Here is a 25,017-nt window from a genome sequence, read left to right as displayed (position 1 = left end):
CGGCCGGCGCGGCGCGGTTCGAGGCGAGGCAGGGACCTCAGGCGACGCCGGCGCCTACACGCCGCAGACGATCCCCTCCTGCACGAGCTCGTACAGGAGCCGCAAGGCCTCGAGCGTCTGCATGCCCGACACGTCGAGGATCTCGTCGATCGAGCTGTACCCGTCGATGCACGACAGCAAGAAGCCCGCGCGGTGATCGAGGTTCAGCGAGCGGAGCTGGTCAGGCGGCATCGCGAGGCGGAGCACGCGCGAGCCGTCGCCCAGGCGCGACTGGTACATCTGGCGCAGCATCTCGACGCAGCTGTCGGCGTACTGCCGCGCCATCCAGTCCTTCGGGTTCTCCTCGAGCAGCCCCTCCGCGAGGACGAGCGCGCCGCCGAAGTCGCCCTGATCGAAGCGGTGCTGCATCTGCTCCCGCGGCCCGGGGGCGCTCATCTGGGGCTCGGTCGCCCGGGAATGAACCCCCTTGTCCATCCGCGCGATCACCGCCGGCGCGCGATCCGTCTCGGTCCGGCGCGGCGAGCGCGCCCCGCCCTGCGCGTCGCCGGAGACGCGGTACGAGGTGGAGCCGGCGAGCGCGCCCGTCCCGCCGCGGAAGGCGGGCTCGTCGTCCTCCACGATCAGGCCGTAGCGGAGCGTGCCGGGCGGCGGCGTGACCGGCTGCTCGTCCGCGGCGGGGATCGGCTCCTCGAAGCCGAGATCGAGCCGGAAATCGATGCCCAGCGGGCCGCCCTCGTCGGCGCCGTACCCGCGGCCCCGCGCGCTCGGCGGGAGGTGGACGTCGCGCGCGTCGACCGGAGGGCCGCCGAAGACGTCGATCTCGCCGAAGCTGTGCGGGTACGGCTGGCTCGGCTCGCGCAGGAGGTCGTCGTCGAGGTCCGGCCCGATCTCGTGGTCGCCCTCGAGCGACCCGAAGCCCATCCGGCCGCCGGGCCGCGACGGGACCCCGGGCTCGTCGCACTCCAGCCCGAGCCGCCCGGCCTCGAGGCTGGGCGGGCCGTGCCTGCCCGAGAAGCTGCTGCCGGGCGGCGGCTCCCAGGGGATCGTCCTGCGCGGCGGCACCGGCGGGTACTCCTCCGGAGGGGGCTCGGGCGGGCGCGGCCGCTGGGCGGTGATCTCGGAGCTCGAATGAGAGCGGCGGGTCATCATCTTTGCCACGTACTCGCTGACGGGGATCGGCGGCGGAAGGGTGATCTTGCCCTCGGAGTCCGGCGGGAGGGGCGAGCCGGCGGGCGGGGTCGCCCCCAGGCGGGACGAGCCCGGCTCCCCGCGCGCGAGCGCGGTGAGCGCGAGGATCTCCTCCGAGGCGACCGGCTGGGTGTCCTCGAGCTCGTCCACCTCATCGTGCCCCCAGGAGGAGTCCAGGGTCTTGGAGTCAGGCGGCACCGACCGCATCGTCATCCCTCATCGCGGCCACCGTTCACCCCTGTGGCCTGGCTACGACACCCTTGAACATCCGGTGGGTGCGCGAGAGCGCCTCCATCTGCTCCTTGACCGCGGCCGCGTCGCGCCGGCCGATGGCCTGGCGCGAGCGCTCGACGATCCCGCGCGCCTTGCCGATGGCGTCGCGGCCGAAGTCGCTGGACGCCACGATCTGCTCGACCTGCGGGAACATCCGCTCGATCTCGGCGATGAGCTTCTCGGCCTCCTGCCGGACGCCCTCGAACTGGTCGCTCGCGCGGCGGTCGACGAGGTACTCCTTCGCGGCCTCCATCATCTCGCCGACCTCCTCCTTCGTGAGGCCGCTCGACGCGGTGACCTGGATCGACTGCTGCTGGCCGGTCTCGAGATCCTTCGCGCTCACGGAGACGATGCCGTCGCTGTTGATCTCGAACGTCACCTCGATCTCGACCTGGCCCTTCGGGGCGCGGCGCAGGCCCGTGAGGATGAACTCGCCGAGCAGCTCGTTGTCCGTCGCCTTCTGGTGCTCGCCCTGCATGACCAGGATCTTCACCGCGGTCTGGTTGTCGCGGCTCGTCGTGAAGATCTTCGACCGGCTCGTGGGGACGGTCGTGTTCTGCGGGATGAGCTCCTCGAAGTTCGACCCGAAGGTCATGATGCCGAGCGCGTGCGGCGTGACGTCGAGCAGGATCATCTGCTTCGTCTCGTCCACGAGGGCGGCGCCCTGCACCGCCGCGCCGAGCGCGACCACCTCGTCGGGGTGCACCCCCTTGCACGGCTCGCGCTCGAAGAAGTCGCGCACCGCCTCCTGCACCCGCGGCATGCGCGTCATGCCGCCGACGAGCACGACGTCCTCGATCTCGTCGCGATCGAGCCGCGCGTCCTCGAGCGTCTGGCTGCAGATCTCGATGCACCGCTCGACGAGGTCCTCGCACAGTTCCTGGAGCGTGGCCCGCGAGAGCGTGCGCTGGAGGTGGAGCGCCTCGTTCCGCGCGCTCGAGATGATGAACGGCAGGTTGATCTCGGTCTCGAGCACGCTGGACAGCTCGCACTTCGCCTTCTCGGCCGCGTCCTTGAGCCGCTGGAGCGCCATCCTGTCCTGCCGCAGGTCGACGTCGTGCTGCTCCTTGAAGCCCTGCACCAGCCAGTCGATGACCCGCGCGTCGAAATCCTCGCCGCCGAGGAACGTGTCGCCCGCGGTGGCGATGACCTTGAAGACCCCGCCCGCGCCGATCTCGAGCACGGAGATGTCGAACGTGCCGCCGCCGAGGTCGAAGACGGCGATCGTCTTCTCGACGTTCTTGCCGAACCCGTACGCGAGCGCCGCCGCCGTCGGCTCGTTGACGATGCGGATGACGTCGAGCCCCGCGATCTGACCCGCGTCCTTCGTCGCCTGCCGCTGGTTGTCGTTGAAGTAGGCGGGGACGGTGATCACCGCCTTCGAGACCGGCTCGTTGAGGTAGTCCTCGGCGAACAGCTTCATCTCCTGGAGGACCATCGCGCTGATCTCGGGGACCGAGTACGTCTTGTCGCGCAGCTGGATGCGGACGTCGCCGTGCGGGCCCTCGACGATCTTGTACGAGGCTGTCAGGATCGCGTTCTTCACCTGCGGGGACGACCACTTCCGGCCGATCAGCCGCTTCGCGGCGTAGACCGTGTTCTCGGCGTTGGTGATCGCCTGCCGCTTCGCGATGTGCCCGCAGAGCCGCTTGCCGGCCTCGGTGATCGCGACCATGGACGGCGTCGTCTTGTACCCACCGCGATTCGGGATGACGGTCGGGACGCCCTCCTCGACGATGGCAACGCACGAGTTCGTGGTGCCAAGGTCAATGCCGATGACACGCTCCATCGATGCCGCTGCTCCTCTTGTGATCTTCGGCTTGTGATCTTCGGCCCGAACGGCCGCCGAGGTCACGATGCTAGACCGTTTCGCGGAGCCGAGCGGGCCAATCGTGCGCGGCCCGCTTCGGAAAGGCGCCGCCGCCGGCCCGACCCAGCCCGGCGGCGCCCGGCGGCGCTAGACTTGCTTCCCGTACCTCTTGGCCTGGTCGCGCGTCTGGGCGATGAGGCCCCGCAGCCTGGCGTCGTTCCCCGCGAGCTCGGCAGCCCGGTCGAACTCGCCGTTCGCGCTCTTCGCGAGCCCCGCGGCCGCGTACGAGAGCGCGAGCGTCAGCCGGTATTCCACCGACGAGGGCACGAGCTCCACGGCCCGCCGCGCGAACTCCACCGCCCGCCGCGTGTTCTCCCCGGCCTGGAGCGTCGCATAGGCGACCCGCTCGTGCGCGCTGGCGTCGTCGGGGCGACCGTTGCACACCTTCGCATAGCTCAGCGCCGCCTCGACCCAGCGCCCGTTCTGTGCCTCGTACTGGGCCTGCTTGAGGTAACCGTCGGCCAGCGTCACCGCCGCGAGGCGCTGGACGTCGGCCGACGCCTTCTGGAGCGCGGCGTCCTCTGGCGCGAGCGACGCGGCGATCCGGTACGCGTTGGCCGCGCTCGCGTAGTCGTTCCGCTCGAGCGCGGCCCGGGCCGCCTCGGAGTACCGCGCGATCTGGTTGCGGACGGCCTCGTTCCGGGCGGAATCGTAGCGCGCCTTGAGCGCATCGACGGCCCGCATCGACTCGGGCGAGCGGACGCCGCCCGGGGGCCTCGACACCGCCCCCGCGGCAGGCGCCATGGCCACCGCCGCGGCGGGCGCCGTGACCGCCGCCGCAGACGCCGCCGCAGACGCCGCGGCGGGCGCGCCCGCCGGACCGCGCCGCAGGCCCCCGGTGAGCTTGCGCGCGAACATCTCGCGCCGATCCTTCGCGCTGGGCGCGGGCGCGACGGGCGTGGTCGCCGCCGCGCTCCGCGCCGGCGCGCCCCCGGGGTCCGGCGCGATCGCCGCCGCGCTCCGCGCCGACGCGCCCGCGCGGTCCGGCGCGATCGCCTCGGGGGACGGCTGCGCCGGCGCCGCTGCCCGGGCGAACGCCGCGGCGGGGGCCTGCTCCGCGGGGGTGCGCTCGGAGGAGTAACGCCCAGGCGATCCGACCAGGTCGCGCGGTTCGGCGAACGCGGCGCGCACCGAGGCGTCGACGGCGGTGGTGATCGTGGCGATGTCGCGGGGCGTCTGCTCGATCAGCGCCGCCATCGCCCGGTTCTTGTGGGTCTGCTCGAGGTACGCGTCGTACTCGGCGCGCCGCTGCTTCGACGTCAGCGTGTCGTGCGCCAGCGTGATGCGCGTGAAGATGGCCTCGATCTTCTGCTTGTACGAGCCGAGCTGCTTGCGGAAGTATGTGTCCGGATGGAACTCCGGCGCGAGCTGGTAATAGGCGCTCTTGATCTGCTTCTTGTCCGCCTGATCCGCGACGCCGAGCAGCGCGTAATGGCTGAGATCCTCGAGCCGATAGTAGAGGTCGAGGATCCGCCGCTTCCGCTCCGGGGCGAGCTCGACCGGCTCGTCGAGCTCGGCAGGATCGTAGAGCGGCGGGGAGTCCGCCTGCTGGAGCGCGTCGCGGCCGAGCGGGAACGGCTCGCCGCCGGACGCCATCGGCCGCTCCGTGTCCACCCCGCGCCGCGCACCGTCGGCCGCGCCCCGCTGCGGAGGCGGGCCCGACTCGCCGTCCAGGAGGATCGCGCCGAAATCGCGGAGGCGGCGCAGCGCATCGACGGTGTCGCCGTGCGACATGCCCGTGATCAGGGACAGATCCCGATCGGTCAGGACGCCGTCGATCCGCGACAGGAGGAACGCGTCTGCGGGTTTCAGCGGGAGCGATTTGACATCGTACCCGGGTTTCGGCCTTGGTACACGGAGCGTCATCGCGTCGGGCAGCGGCCCCCTCCGGTCGAGTCTAACGAGGAACGCTCGCCCGTCGCAATTGGAGACCACGGCGGTCGCGCGCTTCAGCGCGGGTTTTCCTGGGCGCCCTTCAGGGCCTCGGTGATAACGTGATCCTGGATCGAGATCGCCCGCTCCAGCAGGCCGACCGCCCGCGCGCGGGCCTGCGCCGCCGCCTCGCGCTCCCCCTTCTCGTCGAGCGCCTTCGCGCGGCGCTCCTCGACCACGCCCGCGACCTCGTAGAGGTGGCCCTCGTAATGAGAGGGCGCCGGCGCCAGCTTGAGGCCCGCGTCGACGTCGCGCGCCGCGGCGTCGAAGTCGCCGGCCTCGCTCCGGAGCTCCGCCAGCCGGGCGTAGGTGTCCGCGGTCACCTCGGCGACCTCCGGCGGCGCGCCGGGCGGCCGCGGCGCGGCGATGATCCCCTCGAGGGCGCGGATCGCGGCGGCGCGATCGCCCGCGCCGAGCGACACGTCGGCGGCGTGGTGCGCTGCGCGCGCCCTGGAGAGGAAGGCGAGGAGCGTGGGATCGACGATCTGCGCCGGGGCGCACGCGCACGCCGGATCATCCGGGGCCGCGCCGGCGCGCGCCGGGTCGTCGTCTCGGGCGCACCCGAGGTGCGCCGCCGTGAGGAGCCCCAGGCAGGCGGCGGCGAGGCGCGCGCTCCGCATCAGCGCACCCCCCACGCCGCATAGCGGTTCTGGCGCAGATCCGATGCGCGCGCGGCGGCGATGCGATCGATCCGCTCGGTCTGGCCGCCCTCCCTCGGGAACGGCGCGGCCGGATCGAAGAGCGCGGCGGTCGATCGCGCCTCGATGAGCGGGAGCCGAGGCGCGGCCGCCGCCCCGACCGGCGCGGCCGCCGCCCCGGGCGCGCGCGCCACCGAGGCGCGCTCTTCCCGGAGCTGGCCGAAGATCAGCGCCGCGGCGGCCGCCGCCGCGGCGAGGGTCGAGAGCGCCGCCATCGTGACCGGCGCGATGCGTCGGGCGCGAGGCGCGGGCGCGGGCGCGGCGCGGAGGGCCGCCTCGACGAGCGCGCGGTTCCGGAGCTCCGCGAGGGGCGCCGGGCGCCACGCGGCCCGGAGCGCGACGGCGAGCTCCGCGAGCTCGTCTTGCTCGCCGGGCGAGGCGAGCTCGCGGGAGCTGCCGCCCCGCTCGATGCCGGCGCCGCCGGCGGCGCCTGGATCGAGCGCCTGGCGCAGGCGCTCCGCGGCGCGCAGCTCGGCCTTGGTCGGCGGCGCGCCCTCGTCACCGAGCGCGCGCGCGAGCAGCGCCTCGTGGTCCGCCCGGTCGAGCCCGACGGGCCGGGCCGCGGCCCGGAGGGCCGCCGCGAGCGGGACCTCGCCGCGATCGAGCGCCTCCGCGAGATCGCGCGCGGCGCGTAGCTCGTCCTCGGACGCGGGCGCGAGCGGCTCCGCCTCGGGCGCGCGCGGCGCCGCCTCGGGCGCGACGAGCGCGAGCCGACGGCCGCGATCCGGGCCGCCGCGGCGCTCGGCGGGCCCGTCTCCGCTCTGCGGGGGGCGCGGATCCGAGGGCAGCCGCGGCTTCATCGCGCCCCTTCCTTAAGCGCCGCGCGCGGCGCGGCAACCCCCGCGGCGAGCGCCTTCTTCAGCGCGGTCATGGCGCGGTGCAGGACGACGTCGAACGTCGCCACGCTGACGCCGAGCGCGAGGGCCACCTCGTCGCGGGGCCGCTCCTCGAGCACCCGGAGCCGGATCGCCTCGGCGTAGCGCGGGTTGAGGCGCCCGAGCGCGTCCTCGACCCGCGCCCGCGCGTCGGCGAGGTCGCGCTTCTCGCAGAGCTCGACCTCGCCGCGGGCGGTGAGATCCGTCTCGGCGGCGTCGATCTCGCGCTGCAGATCCTCCGGCTCGAAGAGCGCCTCGCGGCGGCGCGCGCGGAGCATGTCGAGCGCGATGCGCAGCGCGATCACGCGGAGCCACGGGTAGATGCCGCAGCTCTGCCACTGGAACTGGGAGAACCGCTCGACCACGCGCGCGTACGTCTCGGCCAGAGCGTCCTGCGCGGCCGCGTCGGAGCCGAGGCGGGGCAGCAGCACCGCGCGGTAGAGCGAGGGGCCGTACTTGCGGAGCAGCTGGCCGAGCGCGGCGCGATCGCCCTGCGCCGCGCGCTCGCACTGCAGGCGCTCCGCCTCGAGATCGGGCCTCGCTGCTGCCGCCGCGGTCACGACGGCGACGATACCCGGACGTGGAGCGGTCCGCACCGGTGTCCACCTTGCGCCCGCGGCGGGACGGAGCGCCCCCCGCCCGAGGAGGAGCGCGGGCGCGCCGCCGGGCCGGCTCCCCGCGCCGCCGCGCGGGCGCCACGCGGCGGCGGGGGCCGAGCGCGGGAGGGGTGCCGCATTCACACCTCGACAACGGCCCAAAGGCGTGGACCTTACGGCCCGAAGACTCCACATTGTGCCGGCCTCGGCGCGGCGCGCCCGACCGTGCCGGCCTCGGCGCGGAGCGTCCGCCGTGAAAGGAGCCCTCGTGACCCTCGATACAACGTTCAGGTCTCGCGCACGCCTCCGGGTCGGGCGGCGGGTCGGGACCGGCCTGTGACGGCGGGGCCGTCCGGCGAGCGGCGGCGCTCGCTCCACTGCGCGCGCTGCGGCGCCCTCAACGGGAGCGACTTCAGCCGCTGCATCCGCTGCGGCGCGCCGCTGCTCGCGCCCGCCGTCCACGCCCCGCCGGCGCGGGGGCTCCTCGACGGGCGGGGCCTGCTGGCGACCAAGATCCTCGGCGCGCTCACGTCGTTCGTGTTCGTCGGGCAGCTCGTCGCCGCGCATTCCCGGGATCTCGGCCTGCTCTCGGCGTGGGACAGGTCGAACTATCTCCGCTTCGGCGCGCTCCTCATCGAGCCCGGCGCCCCGTTCGAGCCGTTCCGCCTGCTCTCCGCGGTGTTCGTCCACATGGGCGTCCTCCACTTCGGGATGAACATGATGACGCTGGTCATGCTCGCCCGCGCCGCGGAGCCCGCCGTCGGCTCGGCGCGGTTCGCGATCGCCTACGTCGTCACGGGCCTGGTCGGCTTCGCCGCGAGCGCAGCCTGGAACGTCTTCGTGCAGCCCGAGGTCGTGTGCACGGCGGGCGCGAGCGGCGCGGTGTTCGGCGTGATGGGCCTCCTGCTCGGCTGGCTGCTCCGTCGCCGCGACCCGCGCTGGAAGGACCTCGCGCTCCAGGCCGTGTTCTACATCGTCCTCTTCGGCTTCGTCGTGAACGCGTCGAACACGGGCATCCGCATCAACAACGCGGCGCACATCGGGGGCCTGGTCAGCGGCGCGCTGCTCGGGCTGAGCTACGCGGGCCCGACGCGGCGGAGGCTCGAGGGCGTGATGAACGCCGGCGCGCTCGCCGGCGTGCTCGCCTGCCTCGCCGCGCTCGGGCTCGCCCAGCGCTCGCCGCTCTGGCGTGCCGCGGCGCCGATCGACGGGCTCTCGCAGCTCGAGGCGCCAGGGCGCGAGGAGGGCGACGCGCCCGGGGCGCGGCCGCGGGGAGCGCTCCGGGCCCCGCGGCCGCGGTCGGCGGGGTCGCCCGCGTCGGGCGCTCCGGACGAGGCGTGACGCTGATTGCCGCGCCCTGCCCGAACGTCTAAGCGCCATCGTCGCATTCACGTGGGGGCGGGCGCGACCGTCCGTCCCCTCTCAGGAGACGTCATGGTCCGAACCTCATCGCGCATCGCCTCGTGCGTGCTCGCCGCGTCCCTCCTCTGCGGCTGCCATGTCACCATCCAGAGCGGCAGCAAGCCGGCAGAGACGTCGCCGCCACCCCCCCCTCCCCCCGCCAAGACGGCCTCCCGGTCGCGCAAGCCGGCCAAGCCCGATCCGGAGCCGGCGCGCCGCAAGACCGCGAAGTGGCGCCTGCCCACGCAGGGCGCCCCGCGCATCACCGCCCCGATCGCGTTCGGCAACGGCGAGGGCGGCGCCTTCCGGGGGCTCGCGTACGTGATCCCCGAGAAGAGCCAGAAGCTCCCGAGCTTCGACGGGCTCGTGCCGTTCGCGGTCCTGTACACCGACAAGTTCGAGGTGAAGTCGCAGGACTTCTCCGGCGGCTTCCCGGGCGCGCTCGCGCAGAACGAGTGGTTCGCGATCCGCTTCGAGGGCGAGTTCAAGGTGCCCGAGGAGGGCTTGTACCAGCTCCGGCTCACCTCGGACGACGGCGCCATCCTCTACATCGACGACAAGCGCGTGCTCGCCAACGACGGTGTCCACAGCGCGAAGACCGCGGACGGCGAGGCGCGGCTCGCCGAGGGGACGCACCGGCTGCGGCTCGACTACTTCCAGGCGCAGCGGGGCCAGGTCGCGCTCATGCTGCAGATCGGCCAGAAGGACAAGCTCGAGCCGCTCGTCGGGGTCCGATGACGCGGGGCCGCGCCGGCCGGCCAGCCGGGGCCCGGCCAGGGCCGCCCTGAAGCGCGCCCGCGCACGCCCCGGCGCCCTCGATCCCCTTTTCGTGTATCGTCGCCGCCGCCCATGGCGTCGGTGAACCCACTGTCGCGCGAGCTGGTCTTCAAGATCGTCTATTACGGCCCCGGCCTGGGCGGCAAGACGACCACCCTGGAGTACCTGCACGCCACGGCGAAGCCCGAGTACCGCGGCAAGCTCGTCTCGCTCGCGACGCCGGTCGACCGGACGCTCTACTTCGACTTCCTGCCGGTACGGCTCCCGCAGCTGCGCGGGATGAACGTGCGGCTCCAGCTCTTCACGGTGCCCGGGCAGGTCTACTTCAACGCGACCCGGAAGCTGGTGCTCACGGGCGCCGACGGCATCGTGTTCGTCAGCGACTCGCAGGCCGTCCGCGCCGACGCGAACGTGGAGAGCCTCGAGAACCTGCGCGAGAACCTGGCCGAGCAGGGGCGGGAGCTGCAGCATGTCCCGCTCGTCTTCCAGCACAACAAGCGCGATCTGCCGGACCTCCTCCCCCTGGAGGAGCTCGACGCGATGTTGAACCCGTTCCGCGCCGCCTCGCTGGCCACCTCGGCGAAGACGGGGCTCGGGCTCTACGAGGGGCTCGAGGAGATCAGCGCCACGGTGCTGCGCGCCTTCGAGAGCCGCCTGCCCGACGCGATGGGGAGCGGGCTCGGCGGGTTCGATGCGATCGAGGGCGGGCTCGTCACCGCCCTGCGCGACGCGTCGCCGCCGCCGTCGGCGCCGCTCGACGCGGTGATCTCGCGGCTCGCTCCGCCCAGCAGGCCGTGGTCGACGATGCCCCCGAACTCGACGATCGGCGACCCGAGCGAGGGCGAGGCCGCCCCCGGCGCGGCCGCCCCGCCGAGCGCCGGCGCCGCGCCGCGCAGCGCCGGCGTCCGGGATCCGGTGAGCCGCGGGATCCCGTCGTCGCTGCGGCTCGCCGCCCGGCGGCTCGCCGCGTCGGCGGAGGCCCCGGCGACGGCCCGCGCGGACGGGCCGTCCGCGGCGACGAGGCACCTCGCCCAGCCGGGCCTGTCGTTCGTCGCGCTGTGGCCGACCGCCGAGCGCGAGGCGGTCGCGGAGATCGAGGCGGCGATCGCCGCCGAGCGGTACGCCGTGGCGCTCGATCGCTGCGGCGCGCTCGTCGCGGGGATCCTCGCCAAGGCGGCGGAGCTCGCGGGCGCGACCGACGCGCCGCGCGACCCGGCGGCGGTGCCGGCGCTGCTCGGCCTGGACGGGCGCCGCTACCTCGGCTTCCGCGCCGCGCTGCGGAGGGCGCAGACCGGCGGCGAGGTCACCGAGCGCGACGCGCTCAAGGCGTTCGCGTTCGTGGTCGAGGCGCGGCTCGCGGAGAGCGCGATCTGACGCGGCGGCGGCGCGCGGGCGGCCCCGCCGCCGTCACAGCCGATCGAGCGAGGCGACGCCGGAGTAGCGGCGCATCGACACGCTCATGAGCAGCGCGATCGCGACCATCACCGTGGTCACGCTCGAGCCGCCGTACGAGAACAGGGGCAGCGTGACGCCGACGACCGGCAGCACGCCCGACGTCATGCCGAGGTTGATCACCGCGTGCCAGAAGATGATCGCCGCGCAGCCGACGCCGAGCACCGCGCCGAACCGATCCTTCGCCATCGACGCGATGCGGATCCCCCACACGACCAGGAACGCGTAGAGGCACACGAGCACCACGCACCCGACGAACCCCCACTCCTCGGCGAAGACCGGGAACGGGAAGTCGGTGAACTGATCCGGCAGGAAGAGGAACTGGTTCTGGGTGCCCCGGAGGTACCCGTTGCCGAACAGCCCGCCGTTGCCGATCGCGACCCGCGAGTGGTGGGCGTGCCAGCCGCGGTGCAGGAGGTCCTCCTCGGGGTGGAGGAACACGAGGACGCGCGCGCGCTGGTAGTCGAGCAGCACGTACTCCCAGACGATCGGCACCGCCACGAGGATGGACACGACGAACAGCGCGGCGCTCCTCCACCGCACGCGCGTGACCGCCGCGATCGTCAGGAAGACGAACACGAGGATGAGCGCCGTCCCGAGATCGGGCTGCTTCAGCACGAGCAGCGCCGGGACCGCGGTCAGCGCCGCCGGGATCGCCAGATCGCGCAGGGTGCGGCCCTCGTTGCGCGGGTCGTCGTGCAGGAACTTCGCCAGCGCGATGACCAGGAACACCTTCATGAACTCGCTGGGCTGGAAGCGGAACGCGCCGAACTCGATCCACCGCGCGGAGCCGCGCACGTCGCGCGCGAGCACGAAGACGAGCGCCAGCGAGAAGACGCCGAACGTGTAGAGCACGTAGCCGAGGCGCTCCAGGTGCCGGTAGTCGATCGCGATCAGGACGCCGCCGATGATGCCGCCCATGAACAGCCAGTAGACCTGGCTGATGTAGAGCTCCGCGCGCGCCCCGGAGTAGACGCTCGTGGCGCTGTAGAGGTTGACGACGCCCAGCACCGCGATGGAGACCGCGGCGATGAACAGCGGCCAGTCGAAGTGGTCGCGATCGCGAGCGGAGAGAGAGTCGCCCCGGATCATGGCGTGCGCCCCGACGCGGCGGGCGCGCGGCCCGCGCTGCTCTTGCCCGCGCGCGGCCCCTCGTTCGGGCCGCCGCGCCGCTCCTTCGCGAGCTCCTGGTAGGCGCGGACGACCTCGAAGGCGACCGGCGCCGCGTGCTTGCCGCCGGTGCCGCCGTGCTCGACCAGCACGACCACGGCCACCTCGGGCGCGCGCGCCGGCGCGTAGCCGGCGAACCAGGCGTGCTCGCGGTTGAAATACCAGACCCGCTCGGCCTCGACGCCGCGCGTGAGCCGGTGCGAGACCTGCGCGGTCCCGGTCTTGCCCGCCATCTCGACGCCGGCGACGCGCGCCTTGAAGGCCGTGCCGCCCTCCTCGTTCACGCCGGCGACCATCGCCCGGTGCACGAGGGTGAGGTTCTCCGGCCGGATGTCGATCTGGCGGCGCACGCGCGGCGTGAACTCCTGCACGACCGTGCCGGCGCTCGTCTCGACGGCCCGCACGATCTGCGGCTGGTAGAGCGTGCCGCCGTTCGCGAGCGCCGCGTACGCGAGCGCGAGCTGGAGCACGGTCACCGTCGTCGCGCCCTGGCCGATCGCCGCGTTCAGGCCGAAGCCGAGGCGGAACTGGCCCTTGTTCCGGAGCGTCATCCACGCCCGGGTCGGCATCCTGCCGCCCGCCTCGGCGTTGATGCCGAGCCCCGTCCGCGCGCCGAGCCCGTAGCGCTGGCCCATCTCGGCGATGACGTCCATGCCGACGCCGTACTCCGCCGCGAGCTTGTAGAAGTAGACGTTGCACGACTCGGCGATCGCCTTCTGCATCGCCACCGGCCCGTGCACGTGCGTGCACCGGAAGGTGCGCTTGCCGAACGTCAGCGCGCCACGGCACCGCGTGGACTGCCGGGGATCGATGAGCCCCTTCTCGAGCGCCGCCAGCGCGGTGAACGGCTTGAAGGTGGAGCCGGGCGGGTACGCGCCAGAGAGCGTCTTGTCGAGGGCGGGCTTCAGCGGATCCGAGTAGAGCCGCCGGAAGGCGTCGCGGATGACCTGCTTGCCCGAGCCGCCCGAGAGCGCGTTCGGGTTGTAGCCGGGCTTCGAGTAGAGCCCGAGGATCCTCCCGGTGCGCACGTCGACGACCGCGACGCCGCCGGCGAGCTCCCCGCGCATCGCCTTGTCGATCGCCTTCTGGATGTCGGCGTCGAGCGTCAGCCGGAGGTCGCGCCCGGGGATCGGGTCGACCCGCCGCGGCTCCTCGATGATCCCGTCGCCGCCCGTCCGGCGCCGCCCCTTCGCGTCGACGAGCACCTTCTCCCAGCCGCGCGTGCCGCGGAGGTAGCTCTCCCAGGCGCGCTCGATCCCGGTGACGCCGATGCGGTCGCCCTCGATGTAGCCGACGCTCCGGAGCGACGCGAGCCGCTCGGCGTCCACCTCGGCCATGTAGCCGAGCACGTGCGAGCCGACCTCCTCGTAGGGGTAGTAGCGCACCGGGACCGGCACCACGTCGACCCCTGGCAGCTCGGCGTCGTGCGTGGCCAGCGTCGCCACGGCGTCGCGCGAGATGTCCTCCTTCAGCAGGATCTGCTGGTTCTTGCGCGGGCCGTCGTCGGCGCGGATCGAGGTGATGAGCGCCTCGAGCCGCGCCCGCTCCTCGATGCCGACGCCGAGGTACTCGACGAGCTTCGGCCAGGTCGTCTCCATGTCGAGGCGCCGCGGGACGACGTACACGTTGTACGAGGGCCGGCTCGCCGCGAGCACCTTGCCGTTCTTGTCGCGGATGATGCCGCGCGTGGTCGCGAGCGTCACCCGCCGCACGATGTTCTCGCGGGCGATCGCCTTGTTCTCGTCGGCCTCGAGGATCTGGAGGTAGAAGAGGCGGCTGACGAGCACCATGAAGCCGACGACCATGCCGAGCGCGATCCACCGGAAGCGCCGGCGGAACTCGCTCACGTCGGAGCGCTGGACGAGGAGGCTCACCGCGGGCTCTCCCCCGGCCGCGGGACGTTGATCGTCGCCTGGTGCACGCGCTCGGCCAGCCGGAAGACGAACGGCGCGAAGAGCGCGGTCGAGACCGCGTGCGGCGCGACGAGCAAGGCGAGCGCGCGGGGGCGCGCCGCGTCGCCCCCGAAGATGGCGGTGAGGATCACGATGAGCACCCCCTCGACGAGCCCGAAGACGAAGGCCAGCGCGATCTTCGTGAGCAGCGTCTGCGCGGCGAGCCGCACGCCGGCCGCCCGCGACACGACGAAGGTCGCCACGGTGATGAAGGTGAACAGGCCGACGGGCGCGCCGGTGAAGAGATCGAGCAGGTAGCCGAGCAGGAACGCGAGCGCCGCGCCGCGCGCGATCGAGTACTCGTGCACCCCCATGAACACGACGAGCGGCAGGAGCAGGCTCGGCGTGGAGCCCGGGATGTTCAGCTTGCCGATGAGCCGGAAGAGGTTCGACTGAACGATCAGCAGGGCGGCCCCCATCGCCAGGAACGCGGAGTTTCTCATCGCGTCACCTCCGCTGCGCCTGCGGCGGCGCCTCCTCCGGAGGCGTCGTCGTCACGATGAGCACCTCCTCCAGCCGGGAGAAATCGACGGCCGGGGCGACGTAGACCTGCTGGTAGATGCCGAAATCGCGGCGGATCACCTGCGTGACGGTCCCGACCGGGATCCCCTTCGGGAAGCGCCGGCCGACGCCGCTCGTCACGAGGAGATCGCCGACCTCGATCTCGTCGGTGCGCTGCACGTACTCCACGCTGCAGGAGTACTTGCTCTCGTCGCCCGTGCCGCGGACGAATCCGCGCGCGCCGGTGCGCTCGACGACCACGTCGACGCCGCTGCCCCCGTCGACGACGAGCCGCACGTCGACGGTGTCGCCGGCGCTCTTCAGCGTCGTGCCGACCACGCCGTCCGCCGAGAGGACCGGCAGGTTCGAGCCGATGTCCCGCGCCTCGCGATCGAGCGTGACCCGCACCACGCGGAAGAAATCGTTGGTGCTCTTGCCGACGACCTGGGCGCTCACGACGTCGGTGCGGAGGCTCTGACGCAGGTCGAGCAGCCGGCGCAGGCGCCGGTTCTCCTCCTCGAGCGCCTCGAGCTTCCGCACCCGCTCGCGGAGGCGGGCGATCTGCGAGGCCTGCCTGGCGTTGTCCTCCTTGACGTCGACCAGGTAGATGTAGTCGCCCCAGAGGTTCGAGATGCCGCGCGCCAGGGTCGCGGCCGCGTACTGGATCGGCGCCGCGATGCTGATGATGATCCGGTCGGCCCCCGTGTTCTGCTTGGGGTCGCGCATGCTGGCGCGCAGGAACCAGAACGGCACCGCGAGCGCCAGCAGCACGATCACGAAGTCGCGGTAGCGTTTCAGGTTCACCGTGGCTCCCGGACCCAGGTAGTACGGGGCGCCCCGCGAGGCCACCCCTGTCGTCGCCGCGCGCGGCGCGCGCCGCCTCGGGGCGCGCGCCGCAAGAGAGCCCCGCCGGCAAGCTCACGGGCGGGGCGTGAGACCAACCTTCAGCTGATCGTGACCTCTTTCAAGAGCTCGAGGTGATCCAGCGCCTTGCCGCTGCCGAGCACCACGGCGCTGATGGGGTCGTCGCACACCATCACGGGCAGCCCCGTCTCCTCGCGGAGGAGCACGTCGAGGTTCTTGAGGAGCGAGCCGCCGCCGGTGAGCACGATGCCCTTGTCGACGATGTCGGCCGCGAGCTCCGGCGGCGTGCGCTCCAGCGCGATGAGCACGGCGTCCACGATGGCGTTCGTCGGCTCGCTCAGCGAGTCGCGGATCTCGTCGGAGTTGACGACGACCGTCTTGGGGATGCCCGCGACCATGTCGCGCCCCTTGACCTCCATCGTCAGCTGCTGCTCGAGCGGGTACGCGTTGCCGATCGTGATCTTGATGCGCTCCGCGGTCTGCTCGCCGATGGCCATGTTGTACTTGCGCTTCATGTAGGCCATGATCGACTCGTCCATCTTGTCGCCGCCGACGCGCACGCTCTGCGAGTAGACGATGCCGGCGAGGGAGATGACGGCGACCTCGGTCGTGCCGCCGCCGATGTCGACGACCATGTTGCCGCTCGGCTCGGTGATCGGCAGCCCGGCGCCGATCGCCGCCGCCATCGGCTCCTCGATCAGGAAGACCTCGCGCGCGCCGGCGCCCTCGGCGCTCTCCTTCACCGCGCGCTTCTCGACCTCGGTGATGCCGAACGGGACGCAGATGATGATGCGCGGCTTGACCAGCGTGCGGCGGTTGTGAGCGCGCGCGATGAAATACCGGAGCATCGCCTCGGTGATCTCGAAGTCGGCGATGACGCCGTCGCGCAGCGGCCTCACCGCCTGGATGTTGCCGGGGGTGCGCCCGAGCATCTCCTTCGCCTCGCGGCCGACGGCGAGCACCTTCTTGCCGCCGCGAGCATCGCGCTGGACGGCGACCACCGAGGGCTCGCAGGACACGATCCCCTTGCCCTTCACGTAGATGAGGGTGGTGGCGGTGCCGAGGTCGATCGCGAGATCGTTCGAGAACAGGCCGTAGAGCCAGTCGAAGATCATCGCTTCGCCCTAACAATGAACAAGGTTAAGCCGAGCACCGCGAGGGCGCAGAGCCTGACCCGAGGCCCGCGTGCGCGGGCCCCGGCGGCAACGGCCAGCTGCGCAGCGTGCAGCCTGGCCTAGCCCTTCGAGATCTTGCCTTCTTTGTGCTCGGTGTGCTTGCGCTCGGTCGGGCAGAACTTCTTGATGACGAACTTGTCCGTCATCGTCCGCTTGTTCTTCGTCGTGTGGTAGTTCGCGCGGCCGCAGTTGCCGCACGTCAGCTTGATGATGTCGCGCATCGGAGGTCTCCGAAGACAGGGCCGACCTGTGTCACAGGCGGCCCTGGTTGAACCTAGGCACGGGCAGCACGGGGGCGCTGACACCGCAACCGGCAGGGCACCAGGGGGGCGTGAGCGGGGTCAGCGACGCCCGACCGCCCGTCTGGAGGGCGCCTACCCTACGGGAAACGGTGCAGTTGTCAACCGGGAGAGCTCATTCGTCGTCCCAGTCGTCCCCAGTGCGGCCGCGATCCCAGTTCTTGTTGTTGGCGCGACGGCCGCCACCGCCGCCGCCACCACCGCCACCGCCGCCGGGAGGGCCGTCGCCGTCGTGACCGCCGCGCCGCCGGCGATCGTCGAACGTCTTGCGCGCGGGCGGCGGAGGCCCGCCGCCGAAGCCGCCGCCGCCGCCGCCGCCGCCGGCGAAGCCGCCGCCGCCGCCGGCGAAGCCGCCACCACCGCCGCCGAAGCCGCCGCCGCCGCCGCCGAAGCCGCCGGGGCGCTCCTCGCGCGCGGGCCGCTCGCCCTTCGGGTGAGCGAGGTTGACGACGAGCCGCCGACCGCGGACGTCCACGCCGCGCAGCGCATCGATCGCAGCGCGCGCCGCCTCGGCGCTGGCCATCGTCACGAAGCCGAACCCGCGCTTGCGACCGTCGGGATCCATGGGCAGGTGGACCCGCACCACCGGCCCCGCGCCCGTCGAGCCGATCAGCCCCTCGACCTCCTCGACGCTCGCGTCATAGGGGAGATTGCCGACGTAGAGGGTCCGATCGGGCGCCGCGGCCGGGCCGCCGCCCATGCCGCCGCCACCGCCGCCTGGGCCACCACCGGGACCGCCGCCGGGGCCGCCCATCGGGCGCCCCCCCTCGCGGCGCGGCGGCTCGGCCTGGAAGGGGCGGACCGAGATGGACTTGCCGCCCTGAAAGGACCCGTCGAGCGACTCGCGCGCGGCGTTGGCTTCGCCGGTCGTCGAGAGCGTGACGAAGCCGAACCCGCGCGGACGACCTGTCGCGCGATCTTTCGGAAGACTGACCTCGACGACGTTGCCGCCGGTGGCCTCGAAGAGCTGCCGCAAAACGTCTTCGGTGATGGAGTCGGGCAAGCCCGCCACGAACAACTTACGCGAATCTTCAGCCATTGTAGAAAAACCTGGGGTTGGCCCCTGCGTTCCCTCTTATTTGGTCCACTCGCTCCGTGATCGATGTCGATGATGCGGAGCCTTTCGCGAGCGCGCCTCGATCGACCCCCCCTTTCGGCGGAAGGGGCAACCGAGCTCAATCGAGCGAAGGTCGGCGGGCCGACCCTCTGGTGCAAACTCCACCCCACGATATCTAGCGCCCCAGGCGCGTCAAGGGACCCGCCACGGGCGAGCGAGCCAAAAGAAGCCCGTACGGAGCCGTCCTGACCCCCCGGCGCGAAAGGCGCAGCGCCGGCGGACCTGGAAGGCGGCGCCGCCCGCGCTGTGTCCGAGGCAGGCGGCGCCGGCCGAGGCAGGCGGCGCCGGACCGCCGTCAGGAAGCGCAGCGCCCGGGAGCCGCCGAGTCCGGCGCCGGCCGGATCGCGAGGGCGTCGCGCGGCGCGGATCTGTCCGACACGACCCCAAGGTGGTGCGCATGCCTCCGGAAATCCCGGGGATCCACGCGGGCGCCGCGCCGGCCCGCCCGGAGGATTACCGGCCCGCCCGAGCGCGGGAGGGGCGGGGCTCCTCGGCTTCATCGCCCTCGTCGTCGTCTTCGTCGTCGGACGCGTCGTCGTCCGCGACGCGCGGGGCGCCGTCGAGCGGGCCCACCCCGGCGCTCGACGGCTCGCCGCGCGCCGCCATGCGCAGGAAATAAAGGCCCAGCGCGAGCAGACCGAAGCAGGCCCACTGCGCGGGGGTGAGGCCGCCGTAGCGCGGATCGCCGCCGACGAGCGTCCCCTCCCGCTCGCGCAGGAAGTCGAGGCCGAACCGCACCGGCGCATACGCGGTGCACATGACCCCGGTATAGAACCCGAGCGGGCGATGAGGGTTCCGGCGCCAGAGCACCGCGAACGCGATCGCGAGCGGGATCGTGAGCACGCACTCGTAGAGGCCGAGATCGAACCGGCCGACGACGCCGGTCCCGAGCGGGTACTTGACCGCGAACCACGCGTCGGAGAGGCGGCCCGGATGATCGTGGACCGACGCACAGCCGGCGCGCCCGAAGACCCACGCGAGCGGAAACGCGCTGTTGACCACCTCGCAGTAGGGCAGGATCCTCTCGCGGCGGTAAAAGCGCCACGAGGCGGCGCCGATCAGCGCGCCGGTGAAGCCGCCGAAGCTCGACAGGCCGTCCCAGAGCGCGAAGAGGTAGAGCGGGTCACGGGCGACGCGCTGCGGGTGGTAGAAGATCGCGTCGAAGACGTGCCCGCCGATGAAGCCGGCCGCCACGACCCAGAAGATGAACTCGCTCATCTTCTTCTCGTCCAGCTTCCGCTCGCGCGCGTGCCGCGTGGCGACCACGGCGCCGATGTAGACGCCGAGCGCCACCAGCGTGCCGAAGGGCTTGATCGAGGGCGGCTTCGCCGGATCGATCAGCTGGCCCACGAGCGGGATGTGCTCCAGGAACGAGAGCGGGATCTCGGGGAGCTCGATGTAAGGGATCAGAGGGCCGGACACGCCGCTCCCCTAGCGCAGCGGCGATGCGAAAGCCATCCAACGTCAACGACATCACGATGGCGCCGGGCGACGTCGCGCGCGCCCGCGGCCTTCAGGGCCGATGCCCGATGGGACGGCGGCCGGCGGCGCGGGCGGACAGCAGGCGCGGCGCGGGCGGACATGAGGCGCGGCGCGGGCAGGCACGAGGCCCGAGCGCCGCCCGCGCCCGGGCGGCCGCCGCGTTCGCGCGGAGCCCCGCGACGATCGCGCCGGCGTCACCAAGAGGTCGCCATTCGCCGGCGAGAGGCGTAGATCTGCCGCATGAGCCGCTCCCCCGTGCGTGTCGCCACGCTGACGCTCAGTGACACCCGCACCCTCGAGGACGACGAGGGCGGACATCTCCTCGGCGAGCTCCTCAAGAACGCCGGCTTCACCGTGACGTCACACGCCGTCGTGCGCGAGGAGCCCGAGCTGCTGCGCGCGGCGATCGAGCAGATCGCGGGCGCGGGCTCCGCCGACGCGATCGTCACGACGGGCGGGACCGGGATCGCGCCGCGCGACCGGACCGTCGAGGCGCTCGCGCCGCTCTTCGAGAAGACGCTCGACGGCTTCGGCGAGGCGTTCCGGCGGCTGAGCTGGGACGCCATCGGGCCGAACGCCATCCTCTCGCGCGCCGCCGCGGGCGTCGTGCGCGGGCTCGTGGTGATCGCGCTGCCCGGCAGCCCGAAGGCGGTGGAGCTCGCCGTCACGCGGCTCATCGGCCCCGTGCTCGCGCACGCTGTCGCGCTCGCGTCCGGCAAGGGCGGCCACCACCACCGGCACGCGCAGCCGGCGAAGGACGGCGCGCGCGACGAGGAGCAGCGCGGATGATCCCCTTCGAAGAAGCGCTCGCGCGGCTGCTCTCGGCCGCGGTCCCGGTCGGCCCGGAGCGGGTGTCGCTCGACGACGCGGCCGGGCGCGTGCTCGCCGAGGACATCGCGGCGGCCGACGCGATGCCCGCCTTCGATTACAGCTCGATGGACGGCTACGCGGTCGCCTCGGCCGAGCTCGCGGGCAGCGGGCCCTGGACGCTCCCCGTGCGCGGCGAGAGCGCGGCCGGCCGCCCGCTGCCGACGCTCACGCCGGGCACCGCGTGCCGGATCTTCACCGGCGCGCGGCTGCCGCCCGGCTCCGACGCGATCGTGCCGCAGGAGGACGCGGCGCGGAGCAGCGACGAGATCACCCTGCGAGAGGCGCCGCGCGCCGGCGCCTGGGTGCGGCGCCGGGGCGCGGATCTCGCGGCGGGCGCCGTCGCGCTGCGGAGGGGCGCGCGCCTTGCGCCGGGGAAGGTGGCGCTCGCGGCGGCGCTCGACCGCCCGAGCGTCCTCGTCGCGCGCCGCCCCGTGGTCACGGTGCTGTGCTCCGGCGACGAGCTGCGCGGGCCCGGCTCGCCCGGCCCCGCCGGCACCGTCGCGGAGTCGAACAGCTACTTCATCGCCGCGACCGCGCGCGCCGCGGGCGCCGCGGTCCGCATCGCGCCGTTCGTCCCCGACGACGCGGCCCGCGCCGCCGAGGCCGTATCCACGGCGCTGCGCGGCTCGGATCTCGTGGTGACCGTCGGGGGCGTGAGCGTCGGCGACCACGACGTGGTCCGCCCCGCCCTCGAGGCCGCGGGTGTGACGCTCGACTTCTGGCGCGTCGCCATCAAGCCGGGCAAGCCGCTCGCCGTGGGGCGCGCCGAGCTCTCGCGCGGCGGCGCCGTGCACGTGATCGGGCTGCCGGGCAACCCGGCCTCCGCCTCGCTCACGTTCGTCCTCTTCGGCGTGCCGCTCCTGCGCGCGCTCCAGGGAGACGCCGCGCCGCTGCCGCCGCGCGTGATCGTCCGCGCGGCCGGCGCGCTGCGGCGCCAGACCGGGCGCGCCGAGTTCCTCCGCGCGCGCCTCGAGATCTCGGGCGGCGAGCTCGTCGCGCGCATCGCCTCGAACCAGGCCTCGGGCGCGGTCACGAGCTTCGCCGAGGCCGAGGCGCTCGTCCTCGTGGCGGCCGATCGGGAGCGCATCGACGAGGGCGATCGCCTCGAGGCCATCCGCCTCGCCGAGATCTGACCGCGCGCCTTCCTGCGAACGCGCCTTCGCATGGCGCGCGGCGGCCGTCTTTGCCCCGCGCGCCCGCGCGCCGGGCGCGCCTTGACCCCAGCGCGCCCGCGCGCCGGGCGCGCCTTGACCCTCGCGCGGGGGCGCCGGAAGATGGCCGAAACATGCTCATCCTCGGGATCAACGCCTATCACGGCGACGCGTCGGCCGCGCTGCTCGTCGACGGCCAGCTCGTCGCCGCGGCGGAGGAGGAGCGGTTCAGCAGGATCAAGCACTGCGCCGGCTTCCCGCGGCTCGCGGTCGAGTACTGCCTCGGCGCCGCCGGCGCGCGCGTCGAGGACATCGATCACATCGCGATCGGGCGCGACACGCGGGCGCACCTCGGCGACAAGCTCCTCTACGCGCTGACCCGGCGCTCGCCGGCGGGGCTCCTCAAGGGCGCGCTCGGCGCGAGCGCCCCGAAGGTGCACCTCGGCGCCGCGCTCGGCGTCGACCCGAAGCGCATCCGCGCCGAGTCGCACAACGTCGAGCACCACCGCGCGCACCTCGCCTCCGCGTTCTTCCCCTCGGGCTTCGACGAGGCGGCGGTCGTCTCGATCGACGGCTTCGGCGACTTCGTGAGCACGATGTGGGCGCGCGGCCGCGGCAACAAGCTGGAGATCCTCCGGCGCGTCGGCTTCCCCCACTCGCTCGGGCTGTTCTACTCGGCCATGACGCAGTACCTCGGCTTCCCCAAGTTCGGCGACGAGTACAAGGTCATGGGGCTGTCGGCCTACGGCCAGCCGGAGCTGCTCGACAAGCTCCGCCAGGTGGTGCGCGTCAAGGACGGGGCGTTCGAGCTCGGGCTCGAGTACTTCCAGCACCACACGAAGGGCATCTCCATGACGTGGGAGGGCGAGCCCCGCTACGGCACCATCCACGCCGAGCGCCTCGTCGAGCTGCTCGGCCCCGCGCGCAGCCCGAAGAGCGGGATGGAGGACCGCTTCAAGGCGGTCGCCGCCTCGACGCAGGCGGCGTTCGAGGAGGTCTACTTCGAGCTGCTCGCGACCGCGAAGCACCTCACCGGCTCGCCGCGCCTCGCCCTCGCGGGCGGCTGCGCGTACAACAGCGTGGCCGCAGGGAAGATCCGGCCGAAGGGGCTGTTCGATGACGTCTTCGTCCAGCCCGCGGCCGGCGACGCGGGCACGGCGCTCGGGGCGGCGCTCTACGTCCACCACCACAAGCTCGGCAACCCGCGCGCCTTCCACCAGACCCACAGCTACTTCGGCCCCGCGTTCTCGCAGGAGGCGATCGACGAGCTGCTCCGGAAGGAGCAGGTCGCGTTCGAGACGCTCCCCGACGAGGACCTGATCCCCCGCGTCGCCAGGGCGATCAGCGAGGGCAAGGTGGTCGGCTGGTTCCAGGGGCGGATGGAGTACGGCCCCCGCGCGCTCGGCAACCGCAGCATCCTCTGCGACCCGCGGCGGCCGGACGTGAAGGACCTCATGAACGAGCGGATCAAGCGCCGCGAGATGTTCCGCCCGTTCGCGCCGGCGCTCCCGCTCGAGCGCGTCGGCGACTACTTCGAGCAGACCTCGCCGGACCCGTTCATGGTCATGGTCTACAAGGTCAAGCCGGAGCGCCGCGACGAGATCCCCGCCGTGACCCACGTCGACGGCACGGGCCGCCCCCAGACGGTCACCGCCAAGGACAACCCGCGCTACCACGCGCTCCTCCTCGAGTTCGGCCGGCTGACCGGCACGCCGGTCCTCCTGAACACCTCGTTCAACGCGAGCGAGCCGATCGTTTGCACCCCCAAGGAGGCGCTCGACTGCTTCCTCCGGACGAAGATGGACGCGCTCGTCCTCGAGCAGGCCTACGTCGAGCGCGCGCAGACCCCCTAGCCGGAGCTGCACAGCCCGGCGGCCCGTCAAAAGAGCGCGGGAAGCGGCCGGGAAATCTCAGGCGAAAGTTCCTGGTTGACGTGGAGCGAGGGGACGGCAAATGGGCGTCCCCGGCATGTGGAAGAACGGGACGGCGGGCGCGATGCCCACCTCGACGGAATGCCGGAGCAGGCGGCTCCAGCGACCGGAGGTGCTTGGAAGCCCAGCCTCGATCATGATGCCGGCCCGCCGCGCAACGCGCGCGCGGACCGGGTACCCCACGGGCCTACGGCGCAGCACGCGCTCGCGGCCCCTCCTGCGTAAGGGTCCGCGCCGCGGCGGCCCAGGCGGTCAAAGAGGATGGATGCGAATCGGATGAAGCTCGTACTCGAAGACGGCACGACCATGACGGGCCGGTGCTTCGGCGCCCCGCGCGCGGTGAGCGGCGAGGTCGTCTTCAACACCGGCATGACGGGGTACGTCGAGACGCTCACGGATCCCTCATACAAAGGGCAGATCCTGACGATCACGTACCCGCTCGTGGGCAGCTACGGCGTGCCCGCGCCGCGGCAGGCAGGCAGCGTCGACGGGCCCTACGAGGCCGACCGCATCCAGGTGCAGGGGCTCGTCGTCCAGAACTACATCGAGCGCTACAGCCACCACGCCGCGGTCCGCTCGCTCGGCGCCTGGCTCGCGAGCGAGGGCATCCCGGCGATCACCGGGATCGACACGCGCACGCTGACGCGGCGGCTCCGGGAGGTCGGCACCATGAAGGGCTGGCTGTTCCCGGCCGAGATGGACCTGGATCGGGTGAAGCGCTCGGCCGAGGCCGTGGACATGCGCGAGGACGTGTTCCGCCTCGTGTCGCCCCGCGAGCCGATCACGTACGAGGGCGGCCCCCTGAAGGTGCTCCTCATCGACGCGGGCGCGAAGGACAACATCGTCCGCTCGCTCCTCCGGCGCGGGGTCACCGTCGTCCGCGCGCCCTTCCACGCGCCCATCGCCGAGCTCGCCGAGGCCGCCGACGGCGTCCTCATCGGCAACGGCCCCGGCGACCCGAAGGACCTCGGCCAGCTGGTCGCCGCGGTGCGCGGCCTGCTCGGGACGTACACGAAGCCGATCTTCGGCATCTGTCTCGGCAACCAGATCCTCGCGCTCGCCGCCGGCGGCGACACCTACAAGCTGCCGTACGGCCACCGCGGCGTGAACCAGCCGGTGCAGGACCTCCTGAGCCGCCGCTGCTACGTCACGAGCCAGAACCACGGCTACGCGGTGAAGCACGAGTCGCTCCCCGCCGAGTGGGAGCCCTGGTTCGTCAACATCAACGACGGCACGAACGAGGGCATCCGCTCGCGGCTGCGCCCGTTCTTCAGCGTCCAGTTCCACCCCGAGGCGACGCCCGGGCCCGAGGACGCCGGCTACCTCTTCGACGACTTCCTGCGCCTCTGCGGCGCGATGAAGGGGTCCGCCGATTCGCGACTCAAATCCGCAGGGACCGCTGGCGCGGATCCCCGCCCCACCTCCACCGCAGGAAGGAGCTGA

At 73.0% G+C, this 25,017-nt stretch carries 21 protein-coding genes; 7 read left to right on the top strand and 14 right to left on the bottom strand.

Going from position 1 to position 25,017, the window contains the following annotated elements:
- Positions 1-54 precede the first annotated feature (54 nt).
- From WMF33_RS14150 to WMF33_RS14125, 6 genes are all read right to left on the bottom strand, one after another.
- Complete coding sequence (locus WMF33_RS14150) at positions 55-1,386, bottom strand: hypothetical protein (protein ID WP_437337630.1); 1,332 nt, start codon at positions 1,384-1,386, stop codon at positions 55-57.
- Between the two features lie 34 nt (positions 1,387-1,420).
- Complete coding sequence (gene dnaK / locus WMF33_RS14145) at positions 1,421-3,250, bottom strand: molecular chaperone DnaK (RefSeq protein WP_012235052.1); 1,830 nt, start codon at positions 3,248-3,250, stop codon at positions 1,421-1,423.
- Positions 3,251-3,418: 168 nt separating this feature from the next.
- Positions 3,419-5,197 (bottom strand): J domain-containing protein, encoded by a 1,779-nt coding sequence (locus WMF33_RS14140; RefSeq protein WP_437337629.1) that lies wholly within the window; start codon positions 5,195-5,197, stop codon positions 3,419-3,421.
- A gap of 83 nt (positions 5,198-5,280) precedes the next feature.
- The gene (locus WMF33_RS14135) at positions 5,281-5,883 is read right to left on the bottom strand and encodes a hypothetical protein (RefSeq protein WP_437337628.1); all 603 of its coding nucleotides are present in this window, start codon (positions 5,881-5,883) and stop codon (positions 5,281-5,283) included.
- Entirely contained in the window at positions 5,883-6,761 is an 879-nt protein-coding gene (locus tag WMF33_RS14130; protein ID WP_437337627.1) for a hypothetical protein, read from the bottom strand. The genes WMF33_RS14135 and WMF33_RS14130 overlap by 1 nt, the downstream gene beginning before the upstream one ends.
- Positions 6,758-7,396: an RNA polymerase sigma factor gene (locus tag WMF33_RS14125; protein WP_437337626.1), complete on the bottom strand. Its 639-nt coding sequence runs from the start codon at positions 7,394-7,396 to the stop codon at positions 6,758-6,760. The genes WMF33_RS14130 and WMF33_RS14125 overlap by 4 nt, the downstream gene beginning before the upstream one ends.
- A gap of 372 nt (positions 7,397-7,768) precedes the next feature.
- On the opposite strand from WMF33_RS14125, the gene WMF33_RS14120 reads away from it, so the two are divergent.
- The 3 genes from WMF33_RS14120 to WMF33_RS14110 all read left to right on the top strand — a co-directional run bounded on the left by WMF33_RS14120 (position 7,769) and on the right by WMF33_RS14110 (position 10,984).
- Complete coding sequence (locus tag WMF33_RS14120; RefSeq protein WP_437337625.1) at positions 7,769-8,773, top strand: rhomboid family intramembrane serine protease; 1,005 nt, start codon at positions 7,769-7,771, stop codon at positions 8,771-8,773.
- Positions 8,774-8,866: 93 nt separating this feature from the next.
- Positions 8,867-9,571 carry a PA14 domain-containing protein gene (locus tag WMF33_RS14115; protein WP_437337624.1) on the top strand — a complete coding sequence of 235 codons (705 nt, stop codon included), beginning with the start codon at positions 8,867-8,869 and terminating at the stop codon, positions 9,569-9,571.
- Positions 9,572-9,682: 111 nt separating this feature from the next.
- The gene (locus WMF33_RS14110; RefSeq protein WP_437337623.1) at positions 9,683-10,984 is read left to right on the top strand and encodes a GTP-binding protein; all 1,302 of its coding nucleotides are present in this window, start codon (positions 9,683-9,685) and stop codon (positions 10,982-10,984) included.
- Positions 10,985-11,017: 33 nt separating this feature from the next.
- Here the strand turns inward: WMF33_RS14110 and rodA are convergent, their stop codons facing one another.
- From rodA to WMF33_RS14070, 8 genes are all read right to left on the bottom strand, one after another.
- The gene (gene rodA / locus WMF33_RS14105; RefSeq protein WP_437337622.1) at positions 11,018-12,154 is read right to left on the bottom strand and encodes a rod shape-determining protein RodA; all 1,137 of its coding nucleotides are present in this window, start codon (positions 12,152-12,154) and stop codon (positions 11,018-11,020) included.
- Positions 12,151-14,106, bottom strand: coding sequence for a penicillin-binding protein 2 (gene mrdA, locus WMF33_RS14100; RefSeq protein WP_437337621.1), 1,956 nt, complete (start codon positions 14,104-14,106; stop codon positions 12,151-12,153). The genes rodA and mrdA overlap by 4 nt, the downstream gene beginning before the upstream one ends.
- Positions 14,103-14,627: a hypothetical protein gene (locus WMF33_RS14095; RefSeq protein WP_020734874.1), complete on the bottom strand. Its 525-nt coding sequence runs from the start codon at positions 14,625-14,627 to the stop codon at positions 14,103-14,105. The genes mrdA and WMF33_RS14095 overlap by 4 nt, the downstream gene beginning before the upstream one ends.
- Before the next feature lie 4 nt (positions 14,628-14,631).
- Complete coding sequence (mreC, locus tag WMF33_RS14090) at positions 14,632-15,489, bottom strand: rod shape-determining protein MreC (RefSeq protein WP_148313566.1); 858 nt, start codon at positions 15,487-15,489, stop codon at positions 14,632-14,634.
- Between the two features lie 140 nt (positions 15,490-15,629).
- Positions 15,630-16,664 (bottom strand): rod shape-determining protein, encoded by a 1,035-nt coding sequence (locus WMF33_RS14085; protein ID WP_020734872.1) that lies wholly within the window; start codon positions 16,662-16,664, stop codon positions 15,630-15,632.
- 119 nt (positions 16,665-16,783) lie between these two features.
- Entirely contained in the window at positions 16,784-16,945 is a 162-nt protein-coding gene (rpmG, locus tag WMF33_RS14080; RefSeq protein ID WP_012235039.1) for a 50S ribosomal protein L33, read from the bottom strand.
- A gap of 193 nt (positions 16,946-17,138) precedes the next feature.
- Positions 17,139-18,062, bottom strand: a complete 924-nt coding sequence (locus tag WMF33_RS14075) for an RNA recognition motif domain-containing protein (protein ID WP_437337620.1) — start codon at positions 18,060-18,062, stop codon at positions 17,139-17,141.
- 531 nt (positions 18,063-18,593) lie between these two features.
- Complete coding sequence (locus tag WMF33_RS14070) at positions 18,594-19,562, bottom strand: prolipoprotein diacylglyceryl transferase (RefSeq protein WP_437337619.1); 969 nt, start codon at positions 19,560-19,562, stop codon at positions 18,594-18,596.
- Between the two features lie 300 nt (positions 19,563-19,862).
- Between WMF33_RS14070 and WMF33_RS14065 the strand changes: the two genes are divergently transcribed.
- The 4 genes from WMF33_RS14065 to carA all read left to right on the top strand — a co-directional run bounded on the left by WMF33_RS14065 (position 19,863) and on the right by carA (position 25,017).
- On the top strand, positions 19,863-20,411 hold the full coding sequence (locus tag WMF33_RS14065; protein ID WP_437337618.1) for a MogA/MoaB family molybdenum cofactor biosynthesis protein: 549 nt from the start codon (positions 19,863-19,865) through the stop codon (positions 20,409-20,411).
- A complete protein-coding gene (locus tag WMF33_RS14060) occupies positions 20,408-21,625 on the top strand; it encodes a molybdopterin molybdotransferase MoeA (protein ID WP_437337617.1) in 1,218 nt (405 codons plus the stop codon). Before WMF33_RS14065 ends, WMF33_RS14060 begins: the two co-directional genes overlap by 4 nt.
- Positions 21,626-21,777: 152 nt before the next feature.
- Positions 21,778-23,496 (top strand): carbamoyltransferase family protein, encoded by a 1,719-nt coding sequence (locus WMF33_RS14055; RefSeq protein ID WP_437337616.1) that lies wholly within the window; start codon positions 21,778-21,780, stop codon positions 23,494-23,496.
- A gap of 354 nt (positions 23,497-23,850) precedes the next feature.
- Positions 23,851-25,017, top strand: coding sequence for a glutamine-hydrolyzing carbamoyl-phosphate synthase small subunit (gene carA / locus WMF33_RS14050; protein WP_437337615.1), 1,167 nt, complete (start codon positions 23,851-23,853; stop codon positions 25,015-25,017).

This window comes from Sorangium sp. So ce394 (assembly GCF_051474665.1).
Classification (GTDB): domain Bacteria; phylum Myxococcota_A; class Polyangia; order Polyangiales; family Polyangiaceae; genus Sorangium; species Sorangium cellulosum_D.
The sequence above is the reverse complement of the archived record's forward strand: the minus strand, read 5'-3'. Positions and strand labels throughout refer to the sequence as shown.